The sequence below is a fragment of the Neisseria sp. P0021.S006 genome (assembly GCF_051956895.1).
In genome coordinates, this window is sequence record NZ_JBQCWZ010000034.1 from 1 (window position 1) to 24,363 (window position 24,363).

General features: G+C 49.5%; 22 protein-coding genes, 3 tRNA genes and 1 pseudogene. 3 read left to right on the forward strand and 23 right to left on the reverse strand.

Going from position 1 to position 24,363, the window contains the following annotated elements:
* The 6 genes from ACTHUM_RS08160 to rsmD form a co-directional block, all read right to left on the reverse strand.
* Positions 1-126, reverse strand: a 126-nt coding sequence (locus ACTHUM_RS08160; protein WP_002259029.1) for a GTP-binding protein, incomplete at its 3' end; no start/stop codon positions are given.
* A gap of 48 nt (positions 127-174) precedes the next feature.
* Positions 175-249 (reverse strand) — tRNA-Thr (locus ACTHUM_RS08165).
* 9 nt (positions 250-258) lie between these two features.
* Positions 259-332 (reverse strand) — tRNA-Gly (locus ACTHUM_RS08170).
* A 31-nt stretch (positions 333-363) separates the two neighbouring features.
* Positions 364-447 (reverse strand) — tRNA-Tyr (locus ACTHUM_RS08175).
* A gap of 98 nt (positions 448-545) precedes the next feature.
* Positions 546-797 carry a YfhL family 4Fe-4S dicluster ferredoxin gene (locus ACTHUM_RS08180; protein ID WP_003679513.1) on the reverse strand — a complete coding sequence of 84 codons (252 nt, stop codon included), beginning with the start codon at positions 795-797 and terminating at the stop codon, positions 546-548.
* A gap of 122 nt (positions 798-919) precedes the next feature.
* Complete coding sequence (gene rsmD / locus ACTHUM_RS08185; protein ID WP_004520186.1) at positions 920-1,492, reverse strand: 16S rRNA (guanine(966)-N(2))-methyltransferase RsmD; 573 nt, start codon at positions 1,490-1,492, stop codon at positions 920-922.
* 366 nt (positions 1,493-1,858) lie between these two features.
* Between rsmD and ACTHUM_RS08190 the strand changes: the two genes are divergently transcribed.
* The gene (locus tag ACTHUM_RS08190; protein ID WP_079453718.1) at positions 1,859-2,209 is read left to right on the forward strand and encodes a hypothetical protein; all 351 of its coding nucleotides are present in this window, start codon (positions 1,859-1,861) and stop codon (positions 2,207-2,209) included.
* Between the two features lie 113 nt (positions 2,210-2,322).
* Here the strand turns inward: ACTHUM_RS08190 and topA are convergent, their stop codons facing one another.
* From topA to def, 10 genes and pseudogenes are all read right to left on the reverse strand, one after another.
* The gene (topA, locus tag ACTHUM_RS08195; protein WP_004520185.1) at positions 2,323-4,629 is read right to left on the reverse strand and encodes a type I DNA topoisomerase; all 2,307 of its coding nucleotides are present in this window, start codon (positions 4,627-4,629) and stop codon (positions 2,323-2,325) included.
* Positions 4,630-4,702: 73 nt separating this feature from the next.
* Positions 4,703-5,158 carry a DUF494 family protein gene (locus tag ACTHUM_RS08200; protein ID WP_004520184.1) on the reverse strand — a complete coding sequence of 152 codons (456 nt, stop codon included), beginning with the start codon at positions 5,156-5,158 and terminating at the stop codon, positions 4,703-4,705.
* Positions 5,159-5,182: 24 nt separating this feature from the next.
* Positions 5,183-6,373 (reverse strand): DNA-processing protein DprA, encoded by a 1,191-nt coding sequence (gene dprA, locus ACTHUM_RS08205; RefSeq protein WP_004520183.1) that lies wholly within the window; start codon positions 6,371-6,373, stop codon positions 5,183-5,185.
* Positions 6,374-6,608: 235 nt separating this feature from the next.
* Positions 6,609-7,883: a sigma-54-dependent transcriptional regulator gene (locus ACTHUM_RS08210; RefSeq protein ID WP_004520182.1), complete on the reverse strand. Its 1,275-nt coding sequence runs from the start codon at positions 7,881-7,883 to the stop codon at positions 6,609-6,611.
* Positions 7,870-9,996 (reverse strand): sensor histidine kinase, encoded by a 2,127-nt coding sequence (locus ACTHUM_RS08215; RefSeq protein WP_004520181.1) that lies wholly within the window; start codon positions 9,994-9,996, stop codon positions 7,870-7,872. The genes ACTHUM_RS08210 and ACTHUM_RS08215 overlap by 14 nt, the downstream gene beginning before the upstream one ends.
* A 3-nt stretch (positions 9,997-9,999) precedes the next feature.
* A complete protein-coding gene (locus ACTHUM_RS08220) occupies positions 10,000-10,593 on the reverse strand; it encodes a DUF4390 domain-containing protein (protein ID WP_004520180.1) in 594 nt (197 codons plus the stop codon).
* A complete protein-coding gene (gene rsmB, locus ACTHUM_RS08225) occupies positions 10,559-11,818 on the reverse strand; it encodes a 16S rRNA (cytosine(967)-C(5))-methyltransferase RsmB (protein ID WP_070503669.1) in 1,260 nt (419 codons plus the stop codon). The genes ACTHUM_RS08220 and rsmB overlap by 35 nt, the downstream gene beginning before the upstream one ends.
* A gap of 46 nt (positions 11,819-11,864) precedes the next feature.
* A pseudogene (locus ACTHUM_RS08230) lies at positions 11,865-12,383 on the reverse strand (O-acetyl-ADP-ribose deacetylase).
* Between the two features lie 33 nt (positions 12,384-12,416).
* Positions 12,417-13,343 carry a methionyl-tRNA formyltransferase gene (fmt, locus tag ACTHUM_RS08235; protein ID WP_070503666.1) on the reverse strand — a complete coding sequence of 309 codons (927 nt, stop codon included), beginning with the start codon at positions 13,341-13,343 and terminating at the stop codon, positions 12,417-12,419.
* Positions 13,344-13,478: 135 nt separating this feature from the next.
* Complete coding sequence (gene def / locus ACTHUM_RS08240; RefSeq protein WP_003678675.1) at positions 13,479-13,982, reverse strand: peptide deformylase; 504 nt, start codon at positions 13,980-13,982, stop codon at positions 13,479-13,481.
* Between the two features lie 234 nt (positions 13,983-14,216).
* Here def and ACTHUM_RS08245 point away from each other — a divergent pair, with 234 nt between their 5' ends.
* Positions 14,217-15,482 (forward strand): LysM peptidoglycan-binding domain-containing protein, encoded by a 1,266-nt coding sequence (locus ACTHUM_RS08245; RefSeq protein ID WP_049336996.1) that lies wholly within the window; start codon positions 14,217-14,219, stop codon positions 15,480-15,482.
* A gap of 311 nt (positions 15,483-15,793) precedes the next feature.
* Here ACTHUM_RS08245 and ACTHUM_RS08250 read toward each other — a convergent pair whose 3' ends face one another.
* The gene (locus ACTHUM_RS08250) at positions 15,794-17,209 is read right to left on the reverse strand and encodes an OmpP1/FadL family transporter (protein WP_004520172.1); all 1,416 of its coding nucleotides are present in this window, start codon (positions 17,207-17,209) and stop codon (positions 15,794-15,796) included.
* Between the two features lie 175 nt (positions 17,210-17,384).
* On the reverse strand, positions 17,385-18,857 hold the full coding sequence (pyk, locus tag ACTHUM_RS08255) for a pyruvate kinase (RefSeq protein WP_049337966.1): 1,473 nt from the start codon (positions 18,855-18,857) through the stop codon (positions 17,385-17,387).
* Positions 18,858-19,070: 213 nt separating this feature from the next.
* On the opposite strand from pyk, the gene ACTHUM_RS08260 reads away from it, so the two are divergent.
* A complete protein-coding gene (locus tag ACTHUM_RS08260) occupies positions 19,071-19,574 on the forward strand; it encodes a hypothetical protein (RefSeq protein WP_049336347.1) in 504 nt (167 codons plus the stop codon).
* Positions 19,575-19,639: 65 nt separating this feature from the next.
* Here the strand turns inward: ACTHUM_RS08260 and ACTHUM_RS08265 are convergent, their stop codons facing one another.
* From ACTHUM_RS08265 to pyrB, 5 genes are all read right to left on the reverse strand, one after another.
* On the reverse strand, positions 19,640-19,765 hold the full coding sequence (locus ACTHUM_RS08265) for a hypothetical protein (RefSeq protein ID WP_256388874.1): 126 nt from the start codon (positions 19,763-19,765) through the stop codon (positions 19,640-19,642).
* A 23-nt stretch (positions 19,766-19,788) separates the two neighbouring features.
* Entirely contained in the window at positions 19,789-20,652 is an 864-nt protein-coding gene (locus tag ACTHUM_RS08270) for a GNAT family N-acetyltransferase (protein WP_049336349.1), read from the reverse strand.
* 275 nt (positions 20,653-20,927) lie between these two features.
* Positions 20,928-21,593, reverse strand: coding sequence for a hypothetical protein (locus tag ACTHUM_RS08275; protein ID WP_049336352.1), 666 nt, complete (start codon positions 21,591-21,593; stop codon positions 20,928-20,930).
* A 193-nt stretch (positions 21,594-21,786) separates the two neighbouring features.
* A complete protein-coding gene (gene pyrI / locus ACTHUM_RS08280; protein WP_004520167.1) occupies positions 21,787-22,245 on the reverse strand; it encodes an aspartate carbamoyltransferase regulatory subunit in 459 nt (152 codons plus the stop codon).
* A 10-nt stretch (positions 22,246-22,255) separates the two neighbouring features.
* Positions 22,256-23,176, reverse strand: coding sequence for an aspartate carbamoyltransferase (pyrB, locus tag ACTHUM_RS08285; RefSeq protein WP_039862268.1), 921 nt, complete (start codon positions 23,174-23,176; stop codon positions 22,256-22,258).
* Between the last annotated feature and the right edge of the window lie 1,187 nt (positions 23,177-24,363).

Below are 24,363 nucleotides of genomic sequence, written 5' to 3' on the forward strand. Positions count from 1 at the left end.
ACCACCAAATTTTTTAGCCAAAATAGTAGTCAAAGCAGCAGTCAGAGTGGTTTTACCATGGTCAACGTGACCGATGGTGCCAACGTTTACGTGCGGTTTGCTACGTTCAAATTTTTCCTTAGCCATGGCAATATCCTATAATCTAAGCTTTTGAAAGAAAGGGTAATAATGAGATGGTGCCCATGGGCAGATTTGAACTGCCGACCTCTCCCTTACCAAGGGAGTGCTCTACCCCTGAGCTACATGGGCGAAATTGTTTGGAGCGGGTGAAGGGAATCGAACCCTCACCGTAAGCTTGGAAGGCTTCTGCTCTACCATTGAGCTACACCCGCATACTCACTATTTGCTCCAAGTAAGAATTTTTGGTGGAGGGAGAAGGATTCGAACCTTCGAAGCTCACGCAACAGATTTACAGTCTGCCCCCTTTGACCGCTCGGGAATCCCTCCAAAAGAGAACGCTAGTTTATTGGCAACTTAGATTTCCGTCAAGATTTTTTTTTATTTATTTCTTCAAAAACATCCAAGCTTTTGCTTTTAAACACTATTTATTTAAACTGAATGATTTTTTCGTACTTAGCCATCAGCTCTTCGTGCGTTTCAGGATGCTCTTCATCAATCAAGATACAGTCGACAGGACATACCTGTTGGCACTGAGGCTCATCGTAATGGCCTACACATTGCGTACACAAATTTGGATTGATTTCGTAAATTTCTTCACCTTGCGAAATGGCATCATTAGGGCATTCCGGCTCGCACACATCGCAGTTAATGCACTCATCTGTAATAAAGAGCGACATTTCTATTTCCTTTTTTCTTAAATTATCAAAACCGATTGGGCGCGGATTATAGCACAAATGACGTCGGAACAATCCGTTTGAAAGAATGTTTTACACCTTGGGAATGATTCTCAAATTCTATACTATTCAGCAACTTGCGAATAGAGCAACAATTCAAACCTGCTCATTCCCGCCTTTCCTTCCCGATAAATTTCCAGCCAATCCGGTTTTTCAGGCAGCTTCCCTGCTTCAATATAGACCATTGCCCCATTTTTCAAGTGGCTTTGCAATCGGATAAACAGATTTTGCCAATCTTCCCATGCAAACGGCGGATCAAGGAACACAACATCAAATTTTTCAGACAGCCTTGCCAGATAAGCCATGCCGTCTGAACATTCGATTTTCGCCTGTTTCAAACCTAATTCACGGATATTTTTCTGAAGTGTTTGAACAGTTTGGCGGTGGTTATCGACCATTACCACTTTTGCCGCATGACGAGAAGCAGCCTCCATTCCCAAAGCACCGCTGCCGCTGAATAAATCCAATACTGTTTTTCCAGTTAAATCCTGACCCAGCCAGTTAAACAGTTTTTCACGCACGCTGTCAGGCGTCGGGCGCAGACCATCTGCAGATAAAAATGTTAACTTTCGTCCCCTACATTGTCCACCAATGATACGTACTTGATTGCTGTGTTTGGAATGTTTGTTGTTTGCCATAATTCTTAAAAAGATACCGATTTTTCAGACGGCCTCAATTATATAGTGAAACTGCTATCAAACCATATTTCGATCTCTGCTTTTAGAGACAACAAGGCCGTCTGAAACTCATTTTTCAGACGGCCTTAGTTTGTTCTAAATAAAAGAAGTTAATTGTTTCAAAGGCTAAATTCTAATATGTCTATAGACATCTCTAACTTTTCAAACACCCACTTTTTTATTTAATTTACATATCTAACGACTTTTCCTCCTTGCTTCAAAATAGTTTGATTTTTATATGGATGGTTAAATTATCAAATATAGTTGAGTAAATTATATTTTTATATTATATTTTCATATTACCTATAATGAATATTGAGGTTTTGTATGAAAAATATCGTCTTACTTTTTACTTTACTTGTAACACCAGTTTCTTCTTTCGCAGCTTGCTATGGAAGCGACTCATTTCACACTTGCAATGACAATAGCGGGAATACTTATAGTATCCAAACAATTGGCGATACTACCTATGTAAATGGATATAATTCTCGAACTGGAAGCAATTGGTCTCAAGAAAGTATGCATATTGGCAACACTACTTATACTAATGGTCGTGCAGCAAATGGTAATTCTTGGGATATGACCACCCAAAGAATTGGAGATACCACTTTTATGAATGGAAGAAATTCTCAGGGCAATTATTTTAGTAAAACCTGTAACCAATTTGGATGTTATTGAACCATCTCCTTAACTTTATGGATATTCTTCTCTAGCTTAATTGAAAATATTTAAAAAAAGGCCGTCTGAAAATCATTTTTCAGACGGCCTTTTTCTATCCAAGCTTTAACCAATTACTCTTTCGGTGCCGGCGGTTCAATCTGTTCTTTCCATCCGCATTCTTTTTGTGGGCACACTTTTTCCACGCCCCAGCGTTTGGTGGTTTTGATGGTCAAAACCGGCCACGCGCATTTTGGGCAGGTTTCTGCAATGGGCGGGTTCCAAGTGGCGTAGTTGCAGTCAGGATAAGTGCTGCAACTGTAAAACAGTTTGCCGTAACGGGATTTGCGTTCGACGAGGTTGCCTTTTTTGCATTGCGGGCATTGGACGCCGGTGTCTTTCGGTTTTTCCAGCGGCTCAACGTGTTTGCATTTCGGATAGTTGGCGCAGCCAATGAATTTACTGCCGGTACGGCTGTATTTGTACACTAGACGACCGCCGCATTTAGGGCATTCGCGTCCGTCGAGTTCAGCTTGCTCTGCTTCCGCTTTGGCAATACGTTCGGCCGCTTCTTCGGCGGTTTCGTTAACGTTGCGGGTGTAGCTGCACTCGGGATAACCGGCACACGCAACGAAACGACCCATTTTGCCAAATTTGATTTGCAGTTTGTGTTCGCCGCATTTCGGGCAGGTTTCGTCGAGTTCCTGCGTGGTAAATTTGGCGCGTTCGATACCCTCTTTTTCTTCTACTTGCTTGATAAATGGTTTCCAGAATTTATCCATCACGGGAATCCATTGGCGTTTGCCGTTGGCAATTTCGTCAAGCTGGTCTTCGAGTTTGGCGGTGAAGTGGTAATCGACATATTGGGCGAAGTGTTCGGTCAGGAATTTGTTGACGATGTCGCCTGTGTCGGTGGGCATAAAGCGTTTTTGCTCAAGGGTAACGTATTCACGGTCTTTGAGCGTGGAGATGATGCTGGCGTAGGTCGAGGGGCGGCCGATGCCGTATTCTTCGAGGGCTTTAACCAGCGTGGCTTCGTTGTAGCGCGGCGGCGGGGTGGTAAAGTGTTGTTCGCCGTAGAGTTTGTCCACAGGCAGTTTGTCGCCTTCGCTCATTTCAGGCAGTTTTTTGCTGTCTTCGCTCTCTTCGTCGTCACTGCTTTCTTCATACACGCTCAAAAAGCCTGCGAAAGTCTGCACTTGTCCGGTTACGCGGAATACGCCTTTGCCGACGGTAATATCGACAGTGGTTTGGTCGAATTTGGCGGGCGTCATCTGACAGGCAACGGTACGCTGCCAAATCATTTGATAGAGTTTGAACTGGTCTGCGCTCAGGAAGGGTTTGACGCTTTCAGGCGTGCGGTACACAGAAGTCGGGCGGATCGCTTCGTGGGCTTCTTGGGCATTTTTGGACTTGGTTTTGTACTGCTTGGCCGAACTTGGCAGATATTCTTTGCCGATTTTGTTTTCGATGTAATAGCGGATTTCGGTTAACGCTTCATCGGCCAAATTCACGCTGTCGGTACGCATATAGGTAATCAGACCGATGGCGCCCTGCCCTACGTCTATACCTTCGTAAAGCTGCTGGGCGGTACGCATGGTGCGGTCGGTAGTGAAACCGAGTTTGCGCACGGCATCCTGCTGCATGGTGGATGTGGTGAACGGCGCGGCTGGGTTGCGGCTGCGCTTTTTCTTTTCGATGGCGGTAACGACAGCCTCTTTGCCTTCGAGTTCTTTCAACACGTCGGCTTGCGCGGCTTCGTTCGGTAGGTCGAATTGTTCGAGTTTCGCGCCGTTGTATTGGGCGAGTTTGGCGGTGAACTTGCTGCGGCCTTTGTGGCTGTCGAGATGCACCGTCCAATATTCCTGCGCTTCAAACGCGCGGATTTCGTTTTCGCGTTCGCAAATCAAACGCAGTGCGGGACTTTGCACACGGCCTGCGCTCAAACCGCGGCGGATTTTTTTCCACAACAATGGCGAAAGGTTGAAACCAACCAAATAGTCCAAAGCGCGACGGGCTTGTTGCGCATCGACCAAATCCATTTCGATTTCGCGCGGATGGGCAACCGCATCGAGCACGGCGTTTTTGGTGATTTCGTGGAACACGACACGCTGCGGTTTGATGTTTTTCAATCCGCGTTTGGATTTAAGGATTTCCAAAAGATGCCAAGAAATGGCTTCGCCTTCCCTATCCGGGTCAGTTGCGAGGTAGATGTTTTCAGCTTCTTTGGCACCGGCAACGATGGCATCGACGTGTTTGCTGTTGCGGCTGATCAGTTGGTATTTCATGGCAAAGCCATTGTCAGGATCGACTGCTCCGCTTTTCGGAACCAAATCGCGGACATGACCGTAAGACGCCAAGATTTCAAAATCACCGCCCAGATATTTTTTCAGGGTTTTGGCTTTGGACGGGGATTCGACGATTAATAGGTTTTTCGCCATTGTTGTTCTCTTTTGGATGTATTGGGTTTATGTTTCAGACGGCCTTTATTATTGAGGCCGTCTGAAAAAAGGTTTAGTGCATCACGTTTTGTCCGGTCAACGCACTCATCAAGTCGTCGCCTATCAGGACGGGTAACTCGCTCTTGTGCATCCACAACACCAGCAATACCAACACTTTGGCGGTATCGAGGGTGATTTCGTCCGATGGAATGTGCATCAGGGCATGAATGACGATTTCGCGTTGCTCATAAGTAATTGCGTGTTCGGCAACCAAATACTGCATCAAGCCCATGACTTCCTGCGGCAGGTTGTCAGCTTCTTCACGGCAGAATACGCGCAGGGAGTCGCTGTTAAACGGCTCAGCATAGAATTCGGACGTATTGAACAAGACTTCCATCATCATTAATGTATTGCCGATTTCCGTAGCATCAAAACCCGCATCTTCCAAGAGGCGACCCAAATCCTCCGGAGGCGGACAATTGTCGAAATCTTGGAAGTGTTCGATTAAATAGGCAATGACTTCGGTCATGCTGGTTCCTTAAATATAGATAATTCATGCTTTGACACGCTGATAACGGCCGCCCGGCAAGGCGGCAACGATACCGTCAAGTTCGTATTCCAAAAGCTGTGCGTACACGTCTGCCGCCGCCGTATTGGTTTGTTGCGCCAAAATATCGGGATGTATCGGGTCGTAACCCATTGCTTCCAATAAAGCGCTTGTTGATGGGGCGGCAGATAGGTTTTCAGACGGCCTTTGCGGTTCATCCGCTATTGTTTTTGGTTGCAGATGTTTGGTTTGATCGTTTTTCAGTTTTACCGTCTTATTTATAGAATATGATGGAACAGGCGTATTTTGCAATAGCTGCGGACACTCATGGAGAATATCGTCCAGACATTCCACCAGTTTTGCCCCGTCTTTAATCAGCTTGTGGCAGCCTTTGCTATGCGGATTGTCTATCGACCCGGGCACCGCCATCACTTCGCGCCCCATCTCTGCCGCCAGCTTGGCGGTAATCAATGAGCCAGATTCCAATGCCGCCTCGACCACCAATGTCAGCTGCGATAATGCGGCAATCAAACGGTTGCGGCGCGGAAAGTTGCCTGCAAACGGACGCGTATCTAAAGGGAACTCGCTGACAATCAATCCCCTTTCGGCAATTTCATAAGCAAGGTTTTTATTGGACGGCGGATAAATGCGGTCTATACCGGTTCCCCAGACGGCGATGGTGCCGCCATCTGCCTGCAATGCCCCCTGATGGGCGGCGGTATCGATACCCGAAGCCATACCCGATACGACGGGAATGCCTTTTTCGCTCAACGCCCTACCGAAATCTTTGGCAATTCGCATTGCCTGCGGCGTGGCATGGCGGCTGCCGACCATCGCGGCAGAAGGTGTGTGCAGCAGCTCTGCATTGCCGCGTAAAAACAAGACCGGCGGCGCGGTAATGCCTTGTGTCAGCATTTCGGGGAAATCATCATCTTGCAGCAGCAACAAACGGCAACCGTCCTGCATTTCCCATTGTAAAGCGGCTTCAGCAGACTGCTGCGCCAAAGCCCGTTTGTCCGCATTACGCCACGACTCGGCTGCCTGTTTATGGCGCACCAACGCGGCAATTTTGTCTGCCGGCGCATTCAAGGCAGCTTGTGCGCTACCGAATTGCTGCAACAGCACCAAAAAACTTTCTGCGCCGATATAGGGCGTAAATGCCAGTTGCAACCAAGCAAAACGCTCGTTTTCCGTCATCAATCTGTTCCCTTTTCGTAATGTTTTTTTCAGACGGCCTGAAGTAAATCAAGGCCGTCTGAAAATTTTATTGATATAAAACTTCTGTCGGCTTAAAAGGCAAAATAACAATGCCTAGCCATACCATTATTTTTATAAAGTATTGCTTGTCTAAGCAAACCGTCAAATGACGATGCCGTCTGAAAAACCTGATGGCTTTCAGACGGCCTCTTTTGTGTTTGAACCGATATTGCGCTTATTCTTCGGATTTGTCGGCGCTGCGGCGCGATACGCTGATACCGAGTTGTTTGAGTTTGCGGTAAAGGTGTGTACGCTCCAAACCGACCTTTTGCGCCACGCGGCTCATATTTTGGCCTTCTTGGGCGATGTGGTACTCAAAGTAACGGCGCTCGACTTCTTCCCTCAATTCGCGCAAAGGCATATTGAAATTGAAGCCGCCGATGATTTCTGTCGCCGTCGCGTTTTCCTTCTGACCCAAAGCCACGGCAACGGCCTGCTCGTCCACTTCTTTGCCGTCAGATTCCAACATGATGTTTTTCACCGTTTCGGCAAGCTGGTCGTAATTGCCCGGCCAATCGTATTGGCGCAAAACCACCAATGCGCTGTCGCTGAATTTTACCGGCTGGATTTTTTGACTTTCGGCCAAATCGGTCATGATGCGGTTGATTAAAAAGACGATGTCGTCCGGCTGGCTGCGCAAAGAAGGAACATTGATGCGCTCTTTCAACAGCTCTGCTAATCGGCCGGCAACGACGTCATCGGCGCCCTCACCTCGTTTAAAACCGCATGAAGCAATCACACGGACATTGTAGCGGTCGGCTTTTTCCAGCAAGAAAGCAATGCCGTTTTGGATGTTTTTGCTGTAACGGGCAATATCGCCGACATACAAAATACCGCCTGATGCCTTTTGCAACAGCTCCATCGGCGTATCAACAATGTGTTCGACACGGTCGGTTGCCACCCAAGGCGTACCGCTTTTGTGCAGATAGCGGGCGACAATCTCAAACGGCGAGCCAGCCTCACCGGCCAACAACAGCGGGCGGTTGTGTTTGGCGGCCGCTTCAATACTGCCGTTCATTTCTTGAATGACGGAACTGTTGCCCAGTTTGTCCAAAGTCATGCCGGAGGCCGTCTGAACTTCGCCATGTTTCAAGGCGCGTTCTACTGCGGACAAGAGTTTTTGCAGGGCAATCGGTTTTTCCAGAAAATCGAGCGCGCCGATTTTAGTGGCTTCAACCGCAGTGTCAATGCTGGCATGGCCGCTCATCATAACCACAGGCATATTGAGTTGGCCGTTTTTCGCCCACTCTTTCAACAAAGTGATGCCGTCGCAATCGGGCATCCAAATGTCCAGCAATACCATGGCCGGACGCGTTTGATAACGCAATTGGCGCGCTTCTTCGGCATTTTCGGCCAAAGTGACGGTATAGCCTTCATCTTGAAGGATTTCGGAGAGCAGGTCGCGGATGCCTACTTCATCATCTACAATCAAAATATCACTGCTTCGCATAAGTTTCTGCCATTTCCGGTAAAGCTATTTTGACGCACGCGCCGCCACTGTTCTGATTGCTCAGGCTGATACGGCCGCCATGCTCCTCGATAATTTTTTTCACAACGGGCAAACCCAGCCCCGTTCCTGTCGGTTTGTCGGTAACGTACGGCTCAAAAGCATTGTGCAGCATTTCTTTGCTGAAACTTTTGCCGTTGTTGCAGACGGTCAGGAAAACCTGTCCGCCTTCGCGCCCTGTTTCGACGTTTACTTGAGGCGCTTCGTCCGACTCTGCCGCTTCTGCAGCATTCTTAAATAGGTTATGCAACACTTGGCGCATCGCCGTCGTATCGGCAACAATCGGCAGGGCGTCGGCGCTGAGCCGTGCATTAAACTTGCACGCGCCGGCCTCATATAATACCAATACTTCCGACACCAAACCGTTTAAATCTTGTTTTTCTAAATTCAGCGACGGCGCACGCGCATAGTTGCGGAACGCTTCGACCATTTCTTTCAGCGCGGCCACCTGTTTGACGATGGTATCGGTTGAACGGCTGAGAATTTGGGCGTCTTGTTCATCTAGTTTATCATGCAATTTCCATGCCAATCTCTCGGCGGAAAGCTGGATAGGCGTAAGCGGATTACGGATTTCGTGCGCCAAACGTTTCGCCACTTCGCCCCATGCGGCCTCTTTTTGCGCCCGCATCAAGACGGTAATGTCATCAATCACCATCACCACGCCGTTATCATTGTCTTCCGGCAAAATGGTGGCTTTGCCCAACAAGATTCGGGCATCATCGGGCGCGGCGTATTCGACTTGGACGGGTTTGTTGCTATCGGCGGTTTCATTAATGGCGGCAAACACATCGGCCAACAGGGTTTGCTGCGGCGATTTGCCGTGCCATTGATGCCAGTTACTGCCCCACAAAGACACCAGCGAAACGCCCAAAATCTGTTCGGCGGCCTTGTTAAAGGTTTTCAGACGGCCATTGGCATCCAAAGTAATCACGCCTGTAGTCAAACTTTCCAACACGCATTCCAAATAATGGCGTGCTGCTTCTTCGCGCAAACGGTTGCGCTCGTCTGCCTCTTTGGCAATCGCTAATTGCTCGGTCATGTGGTTGAATAACTGGGTCAAACGGCCGAACTCGTCATTGCGAAATACCGGCCGAGTCTGGCTGAAGTCACCCTGAGCCACCGCCCGCGCACCCTCTGCCAGCGACAATACCGGTGCCACAAAACGGCGGGCAAAATACAAAGCCATCACCAGCGCCAAAAAGATGGCCAATAATGTCGCGACCAACAGCGTGGACAGGAAAAAGGTTTGCAGGCCTTTTTTGGTATAACTCAGTTCGGCATATTTGGCTCGGGCTGCTTCAATCAGCGTCGCGTCTTGGGCAACATCTTTCGGAATCGGCTGCCGAAAAAACAACGCATAATCCTGATTTTTATGCGGACCGATCAGCATCCAGCCTTGAGCATACAGCACGCCGCCGATGTTTTCCAAGCTGCGCACCGAGCCGGTCTGCTCCAGTTGCTCCCATCCTTCTTTGTTAAGCTCAGGTTGATTTAGTTTCAAGGGATTGATGCTTTTCTCGGCTTTATGGGTAGTCGCGTTATAAAGCGCCAGCTGGGCAAAGTCGGCAGTAAGCGCGGATTTTGCCAGCGCTTGCCCTAAGTTGCCGTCCAGCGAAGCGGCGCTGATTAAGTCGATCTGCACCGGCGTGGCGTTGCTGACAGCGTTGTCTACCGCCAAGTTCAGCGCGGATTTGCTCAAGTTTAAGCTGCGCTCTAGAGCCTCATGGGTATCGTTGCCAAACCAAGAATTAATCGTACCGTTAATAAACTGGGCGGAAATACCGAACAAAAACACGCCCGGCAATACGGCAACCAAAGTAAACATCCCCGACAGCCGACGTGCAATCTGCGAACCGAACACGCTTTTGCTGTTGTCGCGCATCAAAAGCACGACATAGCGCACCAACACCGCCGCCAACACCAGCAACAGCAAACCGCACAAGGCGACAATCCACCAGAAGTAATCGGACAATACGTTGCTGCTGCCCGTTGCAACAGTCAGACCGTACAACAAAACAACGGCGAATACGGCGGCAATCAGAAGAAAGCGGCGCATGGTTTACTCCTGCACGACCGACAAGGACTTCCAACCGGAATCCAAATGCCAGTTTTTAGACGTCAGGGCATTGATTTGGAACGGTTTGGGCAGCTTGGCGGTTGTCAGCAGCAGGCGGATTTCAGCCTTCGTGTCTTTGGCGGCCACATCACTCAGCGCACCCTTGGACAAAACCTTCCAATTCGCGACCGCGCCCACTGCGCGCAAGGCAGTCTCAAGCGTATCGTACTCGGTAGAAAACGTACCGACGGTAACGCGATAGCGGTTGGTCAGCGGATGGAAGGACAATTTGTATTGAATCGTGCTGTCGTTGTTGAGCAGCTGGTCGAACTTGAATTTATAAGACGACATAGACGGCGCTGACAGCTGCCAACTTAAATTGAAATGCAGGGGGACGCCCTGTTTGAGTGCTTCTTTAAGCTGGTCGGGCAAGTCAGTGCGGAAACGGCTGCTGACGGAAAGCTGTCCGGCATGGGTCAGCTTTGCCTCGGCACGGGTCGCACTGATGCCCTCGCCTGCCGCGTTCAGCGACACGGCAAGCAAGAGCGGTACAATCAGCGTTTTACTGCTTTTTAATAAGCGCGTAATAAAAGCCATCTTGATGTTTGTTCGGTAAAAGCACATGCGATTCGATCAACTCGGCATCGGCATGGCGGTTAAGGAATTTTTGCAACTGACCGTCGTTTTCTTCGACAAAGACCGAGCAGGTAGCCAGCAACATCCTGCCGTTTTTCGTCAGGGTCTGCCACAGCGCGTCTAATAATGCTTCCTGTTGGCGTGCGGTTTTGACGGCATCGGTCGGCCGGCGCAGCCATTTGACGTCAGGATTGCGCCGCGCCACGCCCGAAGCGGTACACGGCACATCGGCCAAGACAGCGTCAAAGGTCTTTCCATCATACCATGCCGCCAAGTCCTGCGCATCGGCACAAGTCAAAGAGGCCTTTTGAAAGCCTAAACGGTCAAGATTGCTCTTCACCCTGTTCAGACGGCCTTCATCTATATCCAAAGCGGTAACATGACAATCTGCCAGTTCCAAGATATGGCCTGTCTTGCCGCCCGGCGCCGCACAGGCATCGAGAATGCGTTCGCCGTCTTTCGGGTTCAACAAATAGGCAGCACGTTGCGCACCAAAATCCTGCACCGACACCAGGCCGTCTGAAAAACCGGGCAGGCGGCTTACCGGCACAGCTTCTTCCAACATCACGGCGTATTCGTCCAAAGCCCTGGCCGCAATACCTTCCGCAGCCAGTTTTTCCAAATAGCTTTCGGCATTGCCGTGTCGGCGGTTGACGCGCAAAGTCATCGGCGGATGCGATTGCAGCGCAGTGGTGATATTGTGCCAATGTTTCGGATAATGGTTTTTCAAATAAGCCACCCACCACAGCGGCAAATTGTGTTTCGCCACATCGTCTTTTTTGCAGGAAGCTGCGAGCTTGTCGCGTTCACGCAAAAAGCGGCGCAAAATCGCATTGGCAAACGAGCGGAACTGGCCGCGGCCGATTTTGGCAATGCTTTCCACCGCTTCATTGACCACGGCATGAGGCGCATTGCGCGTGTAATGCAGTTGGTACATCGCCGCCAAAAGCAGGCTTTCAAGCTGCGGATTGTCAATCGGCTTCTTCAACATTTGACCAAGCATATACTTCAAACTGCCCAAATAACGCTGGCAACCGTAGGCAATATCCTGCAACGCGCCGTTTTCCTGCGCCGTCAGCTGCGGATGCGCCGCGCGGATTTCCGCCAAGACATCCTGAAGATTGCGCCCTTCGGCAACCGCGGCAACGCTGTCGGCGGCCAGTTTTTGGGCGAGGGACATACTCATATTTTTGCTTTCTGATTTATATTTGATTTCAAGTGTTCGGAGGATTTCAGACGGCCTGTTCGGCTGCCAGCAATGCCCGATAATATTCGGCATCTGCTTTGGAAAAACAGCAAAAGATGATTTTTTCCACTGCCGGACATTACGGCAGGACTTGTTTCAAACTCTCCAAAGCGATACGCGCGGCAGCTTTGGCCGGGAAACGGTACACACCGGTACTGATGCACGGAAAGGCGATGCTGTGAAGATCGTGTTTCTGGGCAAGCAGCAAGGAATTGGCGTAGGATTGTGCCAATTTGGCCTCTTCATTTTGTTTTCCGCCAAACCATACCGGCCCGACCGTATGAATGACAAAACGCGCAGGCAAACGATAGCCTTGGGTTATTTTGGCTTCGCCTGTGCGGCAACCGCCCAAAGTTCGGCACTCATCCAGCAGCTCTTTGCCTGCGGCGCGGTGTATTGCACCGTCTACTCCGCCACCGCCCAACAGCGATGAATTGGCGGCATTGACAATCGCATCGACTGCCAATCGGGTAATATCGCCCTCGACCACTTCAAAAACAGCCATTGTTTTCTTTCCTCTACGTTTGTTTCCAGCCTGTTACAAAACCGTTCCGACTTCAATCGTCCGGCCTGCCGCAAATGCCTGTATGCTCATGCGTTTGCTGCCGGAAGGCTGCAATTCGGTAATGTTCAGCGCATTTTCACCGCACGCCACCAGCAGGCCGTCTGAAGTGCAGGACAACACTTCGCCTGCCTTACCCTGTTTGACCACGACTTCGGCACGCCAGATTTTCATCGGTTTGCCTTGATACTCGACCCACGCGGCAGGTACAGGGTTGAAAGCACGGATTTTGCGCTCAATCACAGCCGCGCTTTCATTCCAATCGATACGCGCCTCTTCTTTGCTCAATTTCTGGGCGTAGGTAACGCCTTCTTCAGGCTGTTTGACCGCATTCAGACGGCCTTCAGCCTGCAGACGCTGCAAGTCGGCAACAATCGCTTCCGCACCCAAACCCATCAGCGCGTCATGCACTTCGTTGGCGGTATCCGTAGGCTGGATGGCGTAGCGGTGTTCGCTGACCACATCGCCGGTGTCCAAGCCGATGTCCATCTGCATGATACACACACCGGTTTCGGCGTCGCCGGCTTCAATCGCACGTTGAATCGGTGCCGCGCCGCGCCAACGGGGTAACAGCGAAGCGTGGATATTGAGGCAGCCGTGTTTGGGCGTATCCAACACATCCTGCGGCAAAATCAAACCATACGCGGCCACTACCATCACATCCGCGCCCGTATCTTTAAGCATTTGCAGGGCTTCGGCGTTATTGCGCAACTTTTCCGGCTGCGCCACGGTCAAACCTAATTCCAAGGCAGCCTGTTTGACCGGCGATGCGGTCAGCTGCATGCCGCGGCCTTTGGGGCGGTCAGGCTGGGTCAACACCAGCGGAATTTCAAAACCTGCGGCGGCGATGGCTTTCAAGGCGGCGGCGGCAAAATCGGGCGTACCGGCAAAGATGACTTTCATGTTGTGTCCTTGTGAAAATGGTTTGAATGGGCGCGTTGGGCAAACTGTTTCAGCTGAAAAGGCCGTCTGAAAGATTGAAAACCGAAGTATGCCTTCTGTTTTGTCTTTTCAGACGGCCTTTAAGCGATGCGCAGGTCAGATGGTGTGTTTCTGACGTTTTTTCAGTTTGGTTTTGATGCGGCCTTGTTTCAGCTGCGACAAGTGTTCGACAAACACGATGCCCATCAGGTGGTCCAATTCGTGCTGCACGCAGATTGCCAGCAGGCCGTCTGCTTCCAGCGTGAATTTCTCGCCTTTTTCGTTCAAGGCTTCAACTTTGACGCGCTCGGCACGGGTCACAGTATCGTAAATGCCCGGTACGGACAGACAGCCTTCTTCGTAAGTTGTCTCGCCGTCTTTTTCGACAATGACGGGATTGATGAACACGCGCGGCTCGCTGCGGTCTTCGGTCAAATCCATCACGACGATGCGCTCGTGTACGTCGACCTGAGTGGCCGCCAAGCCGATACCGCGTGCTTCGTACATGGTTTCAAACATATCGGCAACCAATGTCTGGATGCGCTCGTCGATTTTTTCAACAGGTTTGGCAACCGTGTGCAAACGCTCGTCAGGGTATTGGAGGATGTTCAGTAAAGCCATAATATTCTCGTTTTATAAAACTGATGTGTGATTTTCATACAGATTTGGTTTCCGCCGCCACAATCTCCTGTCATGACAGCAACATTCAATGCTAAAATAACGCCGAAAAATGTTAAGATAGCGCGACAGAGGCCGTTCGTTATCGTATTGATGGATGGGCGGCAGTTTCGCAAACTCCAGCCTTCTCTGTTTATCATCTGAAGACAAACCAAACCGATTTCAAGGGGAACGGTTATGCAACAACGTATTATAACCCTGCTTTGCATGGCAGGCATGGCTATTTCTGCCCACACTCAGGCAGCTTCTTTAAAAATCCGCCCCAATGCGCCGCAACGCTACGTCGTTAAAAACGGCGATACCTTGTGGGGCATTTCCGGCAAATATCTGTACAGCCCGTGGCAATGGAACCGCCTTTGGGGCGCCAACCGCAACGCCATCCGCAATCCGCACCTGATCTATCCGGGTCAGGTGTTGGTTTTACGCTACGTCAACGGCCAGCCTCGACTGGGTTTTGAACACGCCCAAACCCGTTCAGACGGCATTCCCGTGATCAAACTGCATCCGCGCGTACGCGAAACTTCCGGCTACGGCATTCCGACCGTCAACGTCAACCTCTACCGCATGTTTATGAAACATCCGCAGATTATCGCTCCGGAAGAAACCGCCAACGCGCCGCGCCTGATTGCAGGTCCCGACAACCGCGTCCTCTACACCCAAGGCAACCGCGTGTACGCATACGGCCTGACCGAACCCGGCCGCTACCTGACCTACCGCGTCAATAAAAACATCACCGATCCGGAAACCGGTAAATTCCTCGGCCAAGAAGTCGTGTTCAGCGGCATCGCCAACACGCTGCCTTACACCGACTCCGCCTTGGAAAACCGTACCCGCGCTTCTGACGAAAAACTCAAAAGCAACGAGTATTACACCCAAGTCAACAAAGTCATGAAGCTGCGCACCCAGTCCGCGCAACCTTTGGTTATCGAAGAAGCCGTTTCCGAAATCCGCAAAGACGACTATCTGCTGAAACTGCCCGAAGGCCTCGACAGCTTCAATGTGATGCCTCACGCCCCTGCCCGTCCGATTCAGGCCAAAGTCGTTTCCATCTTCGACGGCGTGGGCGAAGCCGGTCAGTTCCAAACCATTACTTTGGATAAAGGCGAACTCGACGGCTTGGACAAAGGCACTGTGGTCAGCCTCTACAAACGCGGCCGCCAAGTCCGTGTCAATCTATCCAACAACCTGATTCGTAAGCCGAAAGACAAAGATACGGTTGAGTTGGTTTCCATTCCGGCGGAAGAAATCGGTTTGGCAATGGTGTACCGCACATCCGACCATCTGGCCTCAGCCATTATTTTGGAAAGCCTGAACAGCGTTTCCATCGGTGATACCGCTTCCGAACCCGGCCGCGACTTGGACAATATGGCTGATGAAAAAACCATGGACAAGCCGGCTGAAGACGAACAAGAAAGAGAAATCGAACTGGAAGTCCGCAGCTGATTGAGCTTTCTTAGCAGCCATCTGGCAAATAAGGCCGTCTGAAAACCTGTTTTTCAGACGGCCTTTTGATTGCTGCCCATCAGAATAAAGAAATCTGTAACACGTTGTTTAAAGCGCAAACAACATCTTATTTTTCCAGCCGGTAATCGGCTATTCTTTTTTCTATCGTTTTTCCGTTCTGCCATTCCAATCAGAAATATGTAAAGCCCAACACACCATTTATTGCCTGTGGATTGCTCCATCTGTTCCTGCCAATCAAAAAGGCCGTCTGAAATCTTCAGACGGCCTTTTTATCCACAACTCAAATCCGATTATTTGAATTTGTAAGTGTATTGCAAGCCCAAGATGTCCGCTTTATTTTTGAAGCGGGCAGAGGATGCACCGCGGCTGTCCACGTCGTTGCCGCTGGCTTTGCCGGTGCGGTAAACCGTGTCATTGATGTGGATATGGCTGTACGCCGCATCGATAACATGGTTTTTACCCAGTTGATATTTGGCACCGACGGAGAACCAAATACGGTTGCCGTCAGGCAGGCTGTTCATACGGTCTTCAGCGCTTTTAACCGGCGATTTATCGAAAGCGATACCGGCACGCAGTTGCAATGGTTCGGTAACTTGGTAAGAGCCGCCGAATGCAACTTTATAAGTGTTGCGCCAGTTAGGCGTGATAACGGTACGGTCAGATTGGCCGTTGACAACTTTTTTGGTGTTTTCAAACACCAGCTCCGCTTTGTTGAAGCGGCTATGGCGCGTCCAAGTCACATCGCCGAACAGGTTGGTTTTGTCGGTGGCGCGGTACATACCATGAACAGACAAAGACTCAGGCGTTACGATTTTTACGCTGGCTTTTTCGTTCGGCACATAACCGCGTGCAGCCATTGCACCCAAATCCCATGCGCGTTTTGCATATGCGCCGTCCGCTTCCCAATCGGCAGTGCCTTTCAGCGTATGCGATACTTTGGAACGATAGTTCACACCCACGCGTGCGCGCTCGTTGATGTCCCACATCCACGCCAGTTGGTAACCAAAGCCCCAATCGTGACCTTTTACATCGGCATGACCGTCAGCTTTGCCGGTCGCATCGACAGCAACGGGACGGCCTGCTTGACGGGAAGCCAAGCCGCTGGCCAACTGGCTGATGGCGCCGGAAGCATCCCAGTCGGAGTATTTGCGCAATTCGGCTTTGGAATATTGGGCAATCAAACCGGCACCGACGGCGTGCTGCTCATTCAGTTTCCACGCAACTACCGGCTCGATGGCTATGGTGGTCAAACCCAGTTTGTTGATGTTGTGGCGCAAGACGGAATCTTTTTCGTATTCGGTTGCCGAACCGAAAGGAACGTACACGCCCAAACCCAAAGTCACATCGTCGCTGGCTTTGTACGCGCTATAAACGTGCGGAGCAACGGTGGTTTCGGTAATTTTGCCGCTGGTCGAGCCGCTGACATCGGCACCCGTGCGGAAGTGTTTCGCAGATTCTGCCTCATAATGAATGCTTGGGAAAACGATATTGGCGTTGACGGAAATTTGGCTGCTGTCGATTTTGCTCAAACCGGCCGGGTTGTAGAAAATAGTTGAGGCATCGGCGGCTTCGGCGGCGGCGGCGTTGGCCGTGCCTTGTGCGTTAACGGATTGTGTGCCGAAATGGTAGCCGGAGGCTTGGACGGCGGTAGATAACAGTGCTGCGCTTAAAATAAACGCTGTTTTTTTCAGGTTGAAATGAATCATTTTGGTTTACCGTGAAAGTGGCGTACAAAGAAAAAGGCCGTCTGAAACGTCCTTTATTGATTTAGTATAGGCACTCAATTCTATACTACATCATTATTTTTGCCTAATCTTTTCTTTTTTTACACAAAAAAGCAGGCTAAAACAGCCTGCTTTTCCAATTATCGGATCACTGCAATTATTTAACCTGCAACACTTCCAGCGTATTGGTCGAACCGGATTCGCGCATTTGCGAACCGCTGGTGATGATGTATTGGTCGCCGCTTTGGAGGATTTTGTGTTCTACCAGCATGGCTTCCACTTCGTTCAGCGCGGTATCGTGATCGGTACTGGTTGCCAAAATCAACGGACGCACGCCGCGGTACATCGCCATGCGGCGTTGCGCTGAAACACTCGGCGTCAGGGCAAAAATCGGCAGGGTGATGTTGTGGCGGCTGACTTCGAAGGCGGTCGAACCGCTTTCAGTCAGGGCAACGATGGCTTTGGCGTGAACTGCTCGCGCCACGCTGACCGCACCGCCAGCAATCGCCAAGTTGGTGCTGACGGCTTCGGGATACTCGACCTGTTCGGCAACGCCGTTGAGCGAATCTTGTTCTTTTTCCGCAGCCGCACAAATAATCGCCATTTGGCTGACGGTTTCAAACGGATACGCACCGACGGCGGTTTCGGCGGAACACATCACCGCATCGGTACCGTCCAATACCGCGTTGGCCACGTCGCTGACTTCCGCGCGGGTTGGTACAGGGTTGGTAATCATGGATTCCATCATTTGAGTTGCGGTAATGCTGAAGCGGCGCAACTCACGGGCGCGGCGGATCATGCGTTTTTGTAGGGCAGGTACGGCGGCATGGCCGACTTCCACTGCCAAGTCGCCGCGGGCAACCATAATACCGTCGCTGGCAAGGATGATTTCGTCCAGATTTTCAATGGCTTCTACGCGCTCGATTTTGGAAACCAAACCGGGACGTACGGCTGTACTGCCTTTCATTTCTTCTTCGACTTTGGCGCGTGCGATGTGCAAATCTTCGGCAGATTTCACAAAGCTGATGGCCAAGTAGTCGCAACCAATGGCAATCGCCGTTTTCAGGTCGCGGAAGTCTTTTTCGGTCAACGCACCGGCAGACAGGCCACCGCCGCGTTTATTGATACCTTTGTTACTTTTCAGCACATGGCTGTTTTCTACCCTTGTAATAATCTTACTTCCTTCAACCGCCTCAACGGTCAAAGTCAACAGGCCGTCGTCCAGCCACAAAACATCGCCGGCAGCGACGTCATTCGGCAAATCACGGTAGTCCAAACCCACCGCTTCGCGTGTACCTTCGCCTTCAAGTGCGGCATCCAAAATCAAAGTTTCATCTTTATTCAGCTCGATGCTGCCGCCGGCAATTTTACCGACACGGATTTTAGGCCCTTGCAAGTCGGCAAGAATGGCGATTTCCTGACCCGCACGTTTCGCGGCTTCGCGTACGATACGGGCATTTTCTTCATGAAACTCCGGCGTACCGTGGCTGAAATTGAAACGGACGACATTAAGGCCGCCGACACGGATCATGTCTTCCAACAATTGTACATTGTTGCTGCCCGGACCCAGTGTGGCAACAATTTTGGTATTGTGGCTGATACGGGTTAAATCACGTTGCAATTGGCTCATGTAAACGTCCTTTCCTGTTGATTTCACGTTTGATAATGAAGAAGATTGTACTCTTAATGCAATAATGTTGGCGTAAAATTACATCATTTTCTGACTTAAACTAAATTTATTTTTGCATTAACCTACTTTTCTATCGGATACAATACACTCTCACGTCGTCATTTTTAATTTTCAGACGGCCTCCCTCATACTAATAGAATACCCAACTGATCCATGAAACGTTTTTTGACTCCGCTACCCATCGGTATCGTTTTGGCCGACCTGATCTACGGTTTCGTACTTAATGTCATGCAAGGCTTAAATTTGCAACAAACCGCCGCCAACCAGTCCGGTACAATTTCCGTTACGCCCGACATTGCCTTCAACAGCCTACAAATCGTCGCCAACGGCGGCATGGTCTGTATCATCGGCTTCGGTTTGATTGTTTTGTTCCAACTCAACCGCGCCGTATTACGCCAACAAATCCTGCCCATCGGTATTTTCCGAACCCTCGGCCTGTTGGCTGTTTTGGCATTCAGCATTTCGTCTTTGTGGGAATGGTTGCATGCCGCTTTGTCGCTGCTTTCCGGGCACAACGTTTTAAACTTCAGCAACCCGCGTTATCTGGTTACCGCAGCCTGCATGCCCATCATCGCTTTCTTGTGCATCCTGCGCCTGTACAATTGGTATCGCCTGCATCGGACTGTTGCCGCTGACGACACCTCCACGACACTCTAATCAAGTTGCAAAAAGGCCGTCTGAAACAGGAAAACCTATTTCAGACGGCCTTGTCATTGTATATCTCAACGTTGATGGCTGGTTTCTACACTGGCCTTAATCTCACCATACATTTGCGAGCTGCCTCCGCTGCCTGATGCGCAGGCCGCCAAGCTCAGTGTCAAAACAGCCGCGGTCAAAATCTTCAACATTGATTTCTCTCTTTCCACAAAAATTATTTCGGATCGCAACGGAAATGGTAAGCGCAAATTTCAAATCCGTTTTTGAAGTAGAGACGATGCGCACCTGCACGGTCATGGTTAACATGGACATTCAGATGGATTTTGGTCGCGCCGGTTTCCGCACCGATTTTGCGTACTTCTTCCAACAAGCGTGAAGCATAGCCTTTTTGGCGGCATTGCGGCATGGTTACGAGATCATCAATATGGATATGGTAACCACTGGCCAAGTTATGTGCAGTATGGAAACCGCATACGGCCACGGCATTTTGTTTACCTTCTTCAAAAATACCCAACAGGCGGTAACCGGTTTTGCGCTGATGCTCGTTGATTTGTTCGACGAAACGGTGAATATCGGTCAAAGAAGAACGCAAAATGCTCAATGCCGCAAAAGCGGTTGCGGTTTCTTCCGGCGGAATTTCACGCAATACGCCAACCACAGGCGCGGCAGCTTGAGGCTCAGGCTGAGCATTGGCCGCTTCCGCACGCTCGGCTGCATGTTTTTCTTCAATCGCCTGCGCCAACAAAACGCGCTCGACCGGCACTTCGCCCTGCTGTTTGCTCTCTTGCTCTTTGAGCAAGGCTTTGCAGTCAATCACGCGCAAATCATTATCCGCTGCAAAGTCCATCAAGAAACGGAACATTTGCGGATTGTCTTCTTCCAACTTTTTATCGACCGCTACACAACGGACATTGTCCACCAAAATCGGGCGCACCCAATTCGAATAGGAAAGGCGGTTGTCTTTAGTAAAGGAGGACAAAATACCGCACAGGCGCTCCGCCCAGTCGCTTGGTCGGAAAATCTTGCCTTTGCTGGTCGTACCATGGATCACAACTTCATAAGGATTACACACTAACATAAGCAGCTTCCTGAGAGTAAATGGCTGAAGGAATATTTCGCCAGTGCCAACATCAGAAAAAGTTCCGATACATAGCAACAGATTATTGAAAAAATATCAGTAAGGTTTTGAAATACGACAATGATGAGACGGCTTGCCGAGCCTGACAATCCGTTTCGAATTCTTTGATTATTATACCCGATACGCCTCTTTTTCTTCAAAAATCATTTGAAAAATAACAACAGGCCGTCTGAAAACAAGTATTTCGGTTTCAGACGGCCTGCATATTTTGAATATCAATACAACAATTTCTTGCGGGGCTTTTGCTCGCCATTGGATTTAATTTCTGACAAATTGAAATTCAATATGCTCAAATCCAAAACGCTTTCTGAAGTGCATTGATCGCCAAAGGCATTTTCATAAGTGGCTTTCAGTTTCAATACTCCGCCGAATGTTTGGTCCGGCAATTCGGCAGCCAGCGCCAACATGCTTGCAAACACGCCGCCATACAATTCTCCCGATGCCAGCATATCCACGCCGCCGGAAAACATCTCCAAGCGCATAACTGCATCGGCAACCAGCTTGCTCGGCAAGTGATCCGGCAAAGCCTCAGCCTCAAAACGCACATTCTTCGCCAAGCCCTTACCGCTATTGCGGACAACCAAAACCAATAAATCCGTTTGTCCATCAGAACGTTGCAACGTCGCATGCAAAACAGGATGAATGCTCTCTTTTTGAATCAGCTGCTCACGGTGCAACATCTTGCTTTTAGCTTTGGATCGCGCAGATACGACGGCCCAAATCAACCAAACAAATGCAACGGCAGAAATGGCTGTAACCAAAAGGGGAAGATTGGTCAAATAGGCTTGCTGATTAAACCAAACTTGTGCGGCTAAAAATCCGGCAAAGAAAATCAAGACGTATAAAATTGGGGCAAACCGGCTTTGTATGGATGAGTGCATGAGTTTTCCTACATTTCGTATCATGTTATTAAAAAATAATGCCTTTCGGGCGAATAATGTCATCAACCCGGAAGGCATTATTTTAACGTAATTTTAACGCAATTTGCTTAATATCTTGCTTTTTATGAAACTAATGTATCAAGCAGACAACTCAAACCGTATAGCCGTATTTTCAGACGGCCTGAGATTTTTATCAGGCTTCGGCAACCGAATCACGCGAGAAGGTTTTTTCGCAATAATGGCATTTCAAACGCGTCTGACCATTATGTGAACGGACATAAAAGCGACTGATGACCGGCTCGCCATGACTGGCACAATTAGTATTCGGGCAACGGAACACTTCCGAAATCTCGTCCGGCAATGACAAATGCTGTTTCTCAACCACCTTAAACCGATCGATTTTGTTGACCACTGCTTCAGGGGCAAATAAAGCTAAACGGTTGGCCGCATTGGCATCCAACCACACACCGCTGATTTTGATAATGTCTTTGCTTCCCTGCGTTTTACTGGGCAAATTAAAACCAACCGTAACCGCGCTGCCATAATGCAGCAGCTTAAACTGTCTTAAAATGGCCAAGCCTTTACCAGCAGGAATATGGTCAATCACCGTACCTTGTTCGATTGCTTCAACGCTGAGTTTTGAGTTTTCCATCTTTCGCTCCTTAAACTTCTTCGTTCAATACCAAAGACAAAATCGCCATCCGTGCATACACTCCATTGGTTGCCTGTTCAAAATAATAGGCATGAGGTGTTTTATCCACATTCGGATGAATTTCATCTACCCTCGGTAAAGGATGCAAGACGCGCAAATTGGGTTTGGCGTTTGCCAACATCGGCGCATCAAGATTGAATTTACCCTGAATTTTGGCAAATTCCTGCTCATCAAAACGTTCGCGCTGAACGCGGGTCATGTACAAAATATCCGCCCATTCGACCGCTTCTTCCAAGCTGGACAGGACTTGATAAGGGCAACTGGCCTCCTCCAGCTCTTCAGTGATATAGTCCGGCATCGCCAAGCTGGGAGGAGAAACAAATGCAAACTCACAACCCCAACGCTTCAATGCTTGACATAATGAGTGTACCGTACGGCCATATTTCAAATCACCGGCCATCGCAATCTTCAAATTGCTCAAACTACCTTGTGTTTCATAAATCGTTACCAGATCCAAAAGCGTCTGGCTTGGATGTTGGTTGGTACCATCGCCGGCATTAATCACGGGCACGCTCGAAAACTCGGCCGCCACACGGGCCGCACCGTCTTTCGGGTGTCGCTGAATAATCGCATCCGTATAACTGGAAATAATCCTCGCAGTATCTGCAAGCGTTTCACCCTTTTTCGCGCTGGTATTCGCGCCATCGGAAAAACCGATAACTTTCCCACCCAAACGCTGTACCGCCGTTTCAAAAGACAAACGCGTACGGGTAGAGGGTTCAAAAAAGCACGAACCAATCAATTTACCTTCAAGCAAATCTTCGCGAGGCTGCTTTTTCAACTTCAAGGCCGTCTGAAGCAGCAATTCGAGCTGCTCCGTCGTCAAATCTGAAATTGAAATAATATGTTGCCGATAAAGCGGATTAGGCATGACCATTCCTTCCCATAAAAAAGCCCGCAACAGGCGGGCGTTTCAAGCAAACCGATTCCATCGTTGCCCGACATCATCCCCGTCGGACAATCACAACCATGTTTCTACCACACCCATGAAATCTCCCGCATTATCGCATATTTAACAGACGACTGCTTCTATCAAGTTTTCAGACGGTCTGAGACCTTTGCAAAAAATCCTTCATCCCCAACAGCCAAAAATCAAACACAGGGACTTGACAGCTCCCTTTTATCTTCCCAATGCTCGCATCTTGTAGGAGCAAACAAGCGCAAGTAAGCTGTTAACCACTTCAACGATTCAAACATATCGCTTTCGAATAGCGTTGCACACCCATGTTGCCTAAAGCAAATTAGGTTCACACCCTGATTTACAGTGAAACGTAACAAAGCTTTGTTCAACCACATAACGGGTTTTTCGACAAATATTCGGTTGTGTTTGATTTGCGTTTCCGTCGATGAGTTGTTGCAAAGGGCTTTGCGATAATGCAGGTCTGTAGCTGATGTTTTTCTAGGTGCCATCTGTTTTGCTGCCGTAGCCTTTGATCGAACCTTCTGCCATACCTTATCTCGTCGATATTGAAGGAGTGATGTGCAGTTTCTCAATATAGCCTTTCAAAATAGATACAGATATATGTTTGCTGTATCAACCAGCCTTTTACCCTGCAGACAATGCTATCTTTGCTTGGTGTAATTTGTCTACAGCCTTTATCTTTTATTATCCTTACCCATGACCGCTCGGGCCGTCTGAATAATGTTGCATCAATAACTTAAACTACCGCTTTCTCTACTTTTAAACTTTCCCGCTCAATTTACAGTTAATTCCTAATAGTTCTGACCAGGGCATTACCTTCCGCCGGCTGGTTGCAGTGTCAGCATAAGGTACTGGATTTGAAATATTCAGTTCGTCAAAATAATAAAACGGGTTAAGACAATAATGCAGTACTCGAGGTTGAGATCAGCCTCCCCCAAAGACGTGCCTGTGCACGTCCTTTTTACTTTCTTATCTCCTTTCCACCCTATTGTCACCCCGTAAAAGGCTTACACTCCGCATCATTGCCCCTAAATATCTCCTCACCGTCCGTACAGCTGCCCTTCCCCTTCATCTTCCCGCACACCACCGCCGTCAGCGACTCGTTCAAGCGCAGCACCCTCGGCTCCGCCTCCCTG

Excerpts from the sequence above, each read along its gene's own strand:
- ACTHUM_RS08245 (WP_049336996.1), top strand. The coding sequence starts at position 14,217 with ATGCAACAACGTATTATAACCCTGCTTTGCATGGCAGGCATGGCTATT.
- ACTHUM_RS08190 (WP_079453718.1), top strand. The coding sequence starts at position 1,859 with ATGAAAAATATCGTCTTACTTTTTACTTTACTTGTAACACCAGTTTCT.
- ACTHUM_RS08220 (WP_004520180.1), bottom strand. The coding sequence starts at position 10,593 with ATGGCTTTTATTACGCGCTTATTAAAAAGCAGTAAAACGCTGATTGTA.
- ACTHUM_RS08270 (WP_049336349.1), bottom strand. The coding sequence starts at position 20,652 with ATGTTAGTGTGTAATCCTTATGAAGTTGTGATCCATGGTACGACCAGC.
- topA (WP_004520185.1), bottom strand. The coding sequence starts at position 4,629 with ATGGCGAAAAACCTATTAATCGTCGAATCCCCGTCCAAAGCCAAAACC.
- def (WP_003678675.1), bottom strand. The coding sequence starts at position 13,982 with ATGGCTTTACTGAACATCCTCCAATACCCTGACGAGCGTTTGCACACG.
- pyk (WP_049337966.1), bottom strand. The coding sequence starts at position 18,857 with ATGAGCCAATTGCAACGTGATTTAACCCGTATCAGCCACAATACCAAA.
- fmt (WP_070503666.1), bottom strand. The coding sequence starts at position 13,343 with ATGAAAGTCATCTTTGCCGGTACGCCCGATTTTGCCGCCGCCGCCTTG.
- rsmB (WP_070503669.1), bottom strand. The coding sequence starts at position 11,818 with ATGAGTATGTCCCTCGCCCAAAAACTGGCCGCCGACAGCGTTGCCGCG.
- ACTHUM_RS08210 (WP_004520182.1), bottom strand. The coding sequence starts at position 7,883 with ATGCGAAGCAGTGATATTTTGATTGTAGATGATGAAGTAGGCATCCGC.
- ACTHUM_RS08260 (WP_049336347.1), top strand. The coding sequence starts at position 19,071 with ATGAAACGTTTTTTGACTCCGCTACCCATCGGTATCGTTTTGGCCGAC.
- rsmD (WP_004520186.1), bottom strand. The coding sequence starts at position 1,492 with ATGGCAAACAACAAACATTCCAAACACAGCAATCAAGTACGTATCATT.
- ACTHUM_RS08265 (WP_256388874.1), bottom strand. The coding sequence starts at position 19,765 with ATGTTGAAGATTTTGACCGCGGCTGTTTTGACACTGAGCTTGGCGGCC.
- dprA (WP_004520183.1), bottom strand. The coding sequence starts at position 6,373 with ATGACGGAAAACGAGCGTTTTGCTTGGTTGCAACTGGCATTTACGCCC.
- ACTHUM_RS08250 (WP_004520172.1), bottom strand. The coding sequence starts at position 17,209 with ATGATTCATTTCAACCTGAAAAAAACAGCGTTTATTTTAAGCGCAGCA.
- ACTHUM_RS08215 (WP_004520181.1), bottom strand. The coding sequence starts at position 9,996 with ATGCGCCGCTTTCTTCTGATTGCCGCCGTATTCGCCGTTGTTTTGTTG.
- ACTHUM_RS08180 (WP_003679513.1), bottom strand. The coding sequence starts at position 797 with ATGTCGCTCTTTATTACAGATGAGTGCATTAACTGCGATGTGTGCGAG.
- ACTHUM_RS08200 (WP_004520184.1), bottom strand. The coding sequence starts at position 5,158 with ATGACCGAAGTCATTGCCTATTTAATCGAACACTTCCAAGATTTCGAC.
- pyrB (WP_039862268.1), bottom strand. The coding sequence starts at position 23,176 with ATGCCTAATCCGCTTTATCGGCAACATATTATTTCAATTTCAGATTTG.
- ACTHUM_RS08275 (WP_049336352.1), bottom strand. The coding sequence starts at position 21,593 with ATGCACTCATCCATACAAAGCCGGTTTGCCCCAATTTTATACGTCTTG.
- pyrI (WP_004520167.1), bottom strand. The coding sequence starts at position 22,245 with ATGGAAAACTCAAAACTCAGCGTTGAAGCAATCGAACAAGGTACGGTG.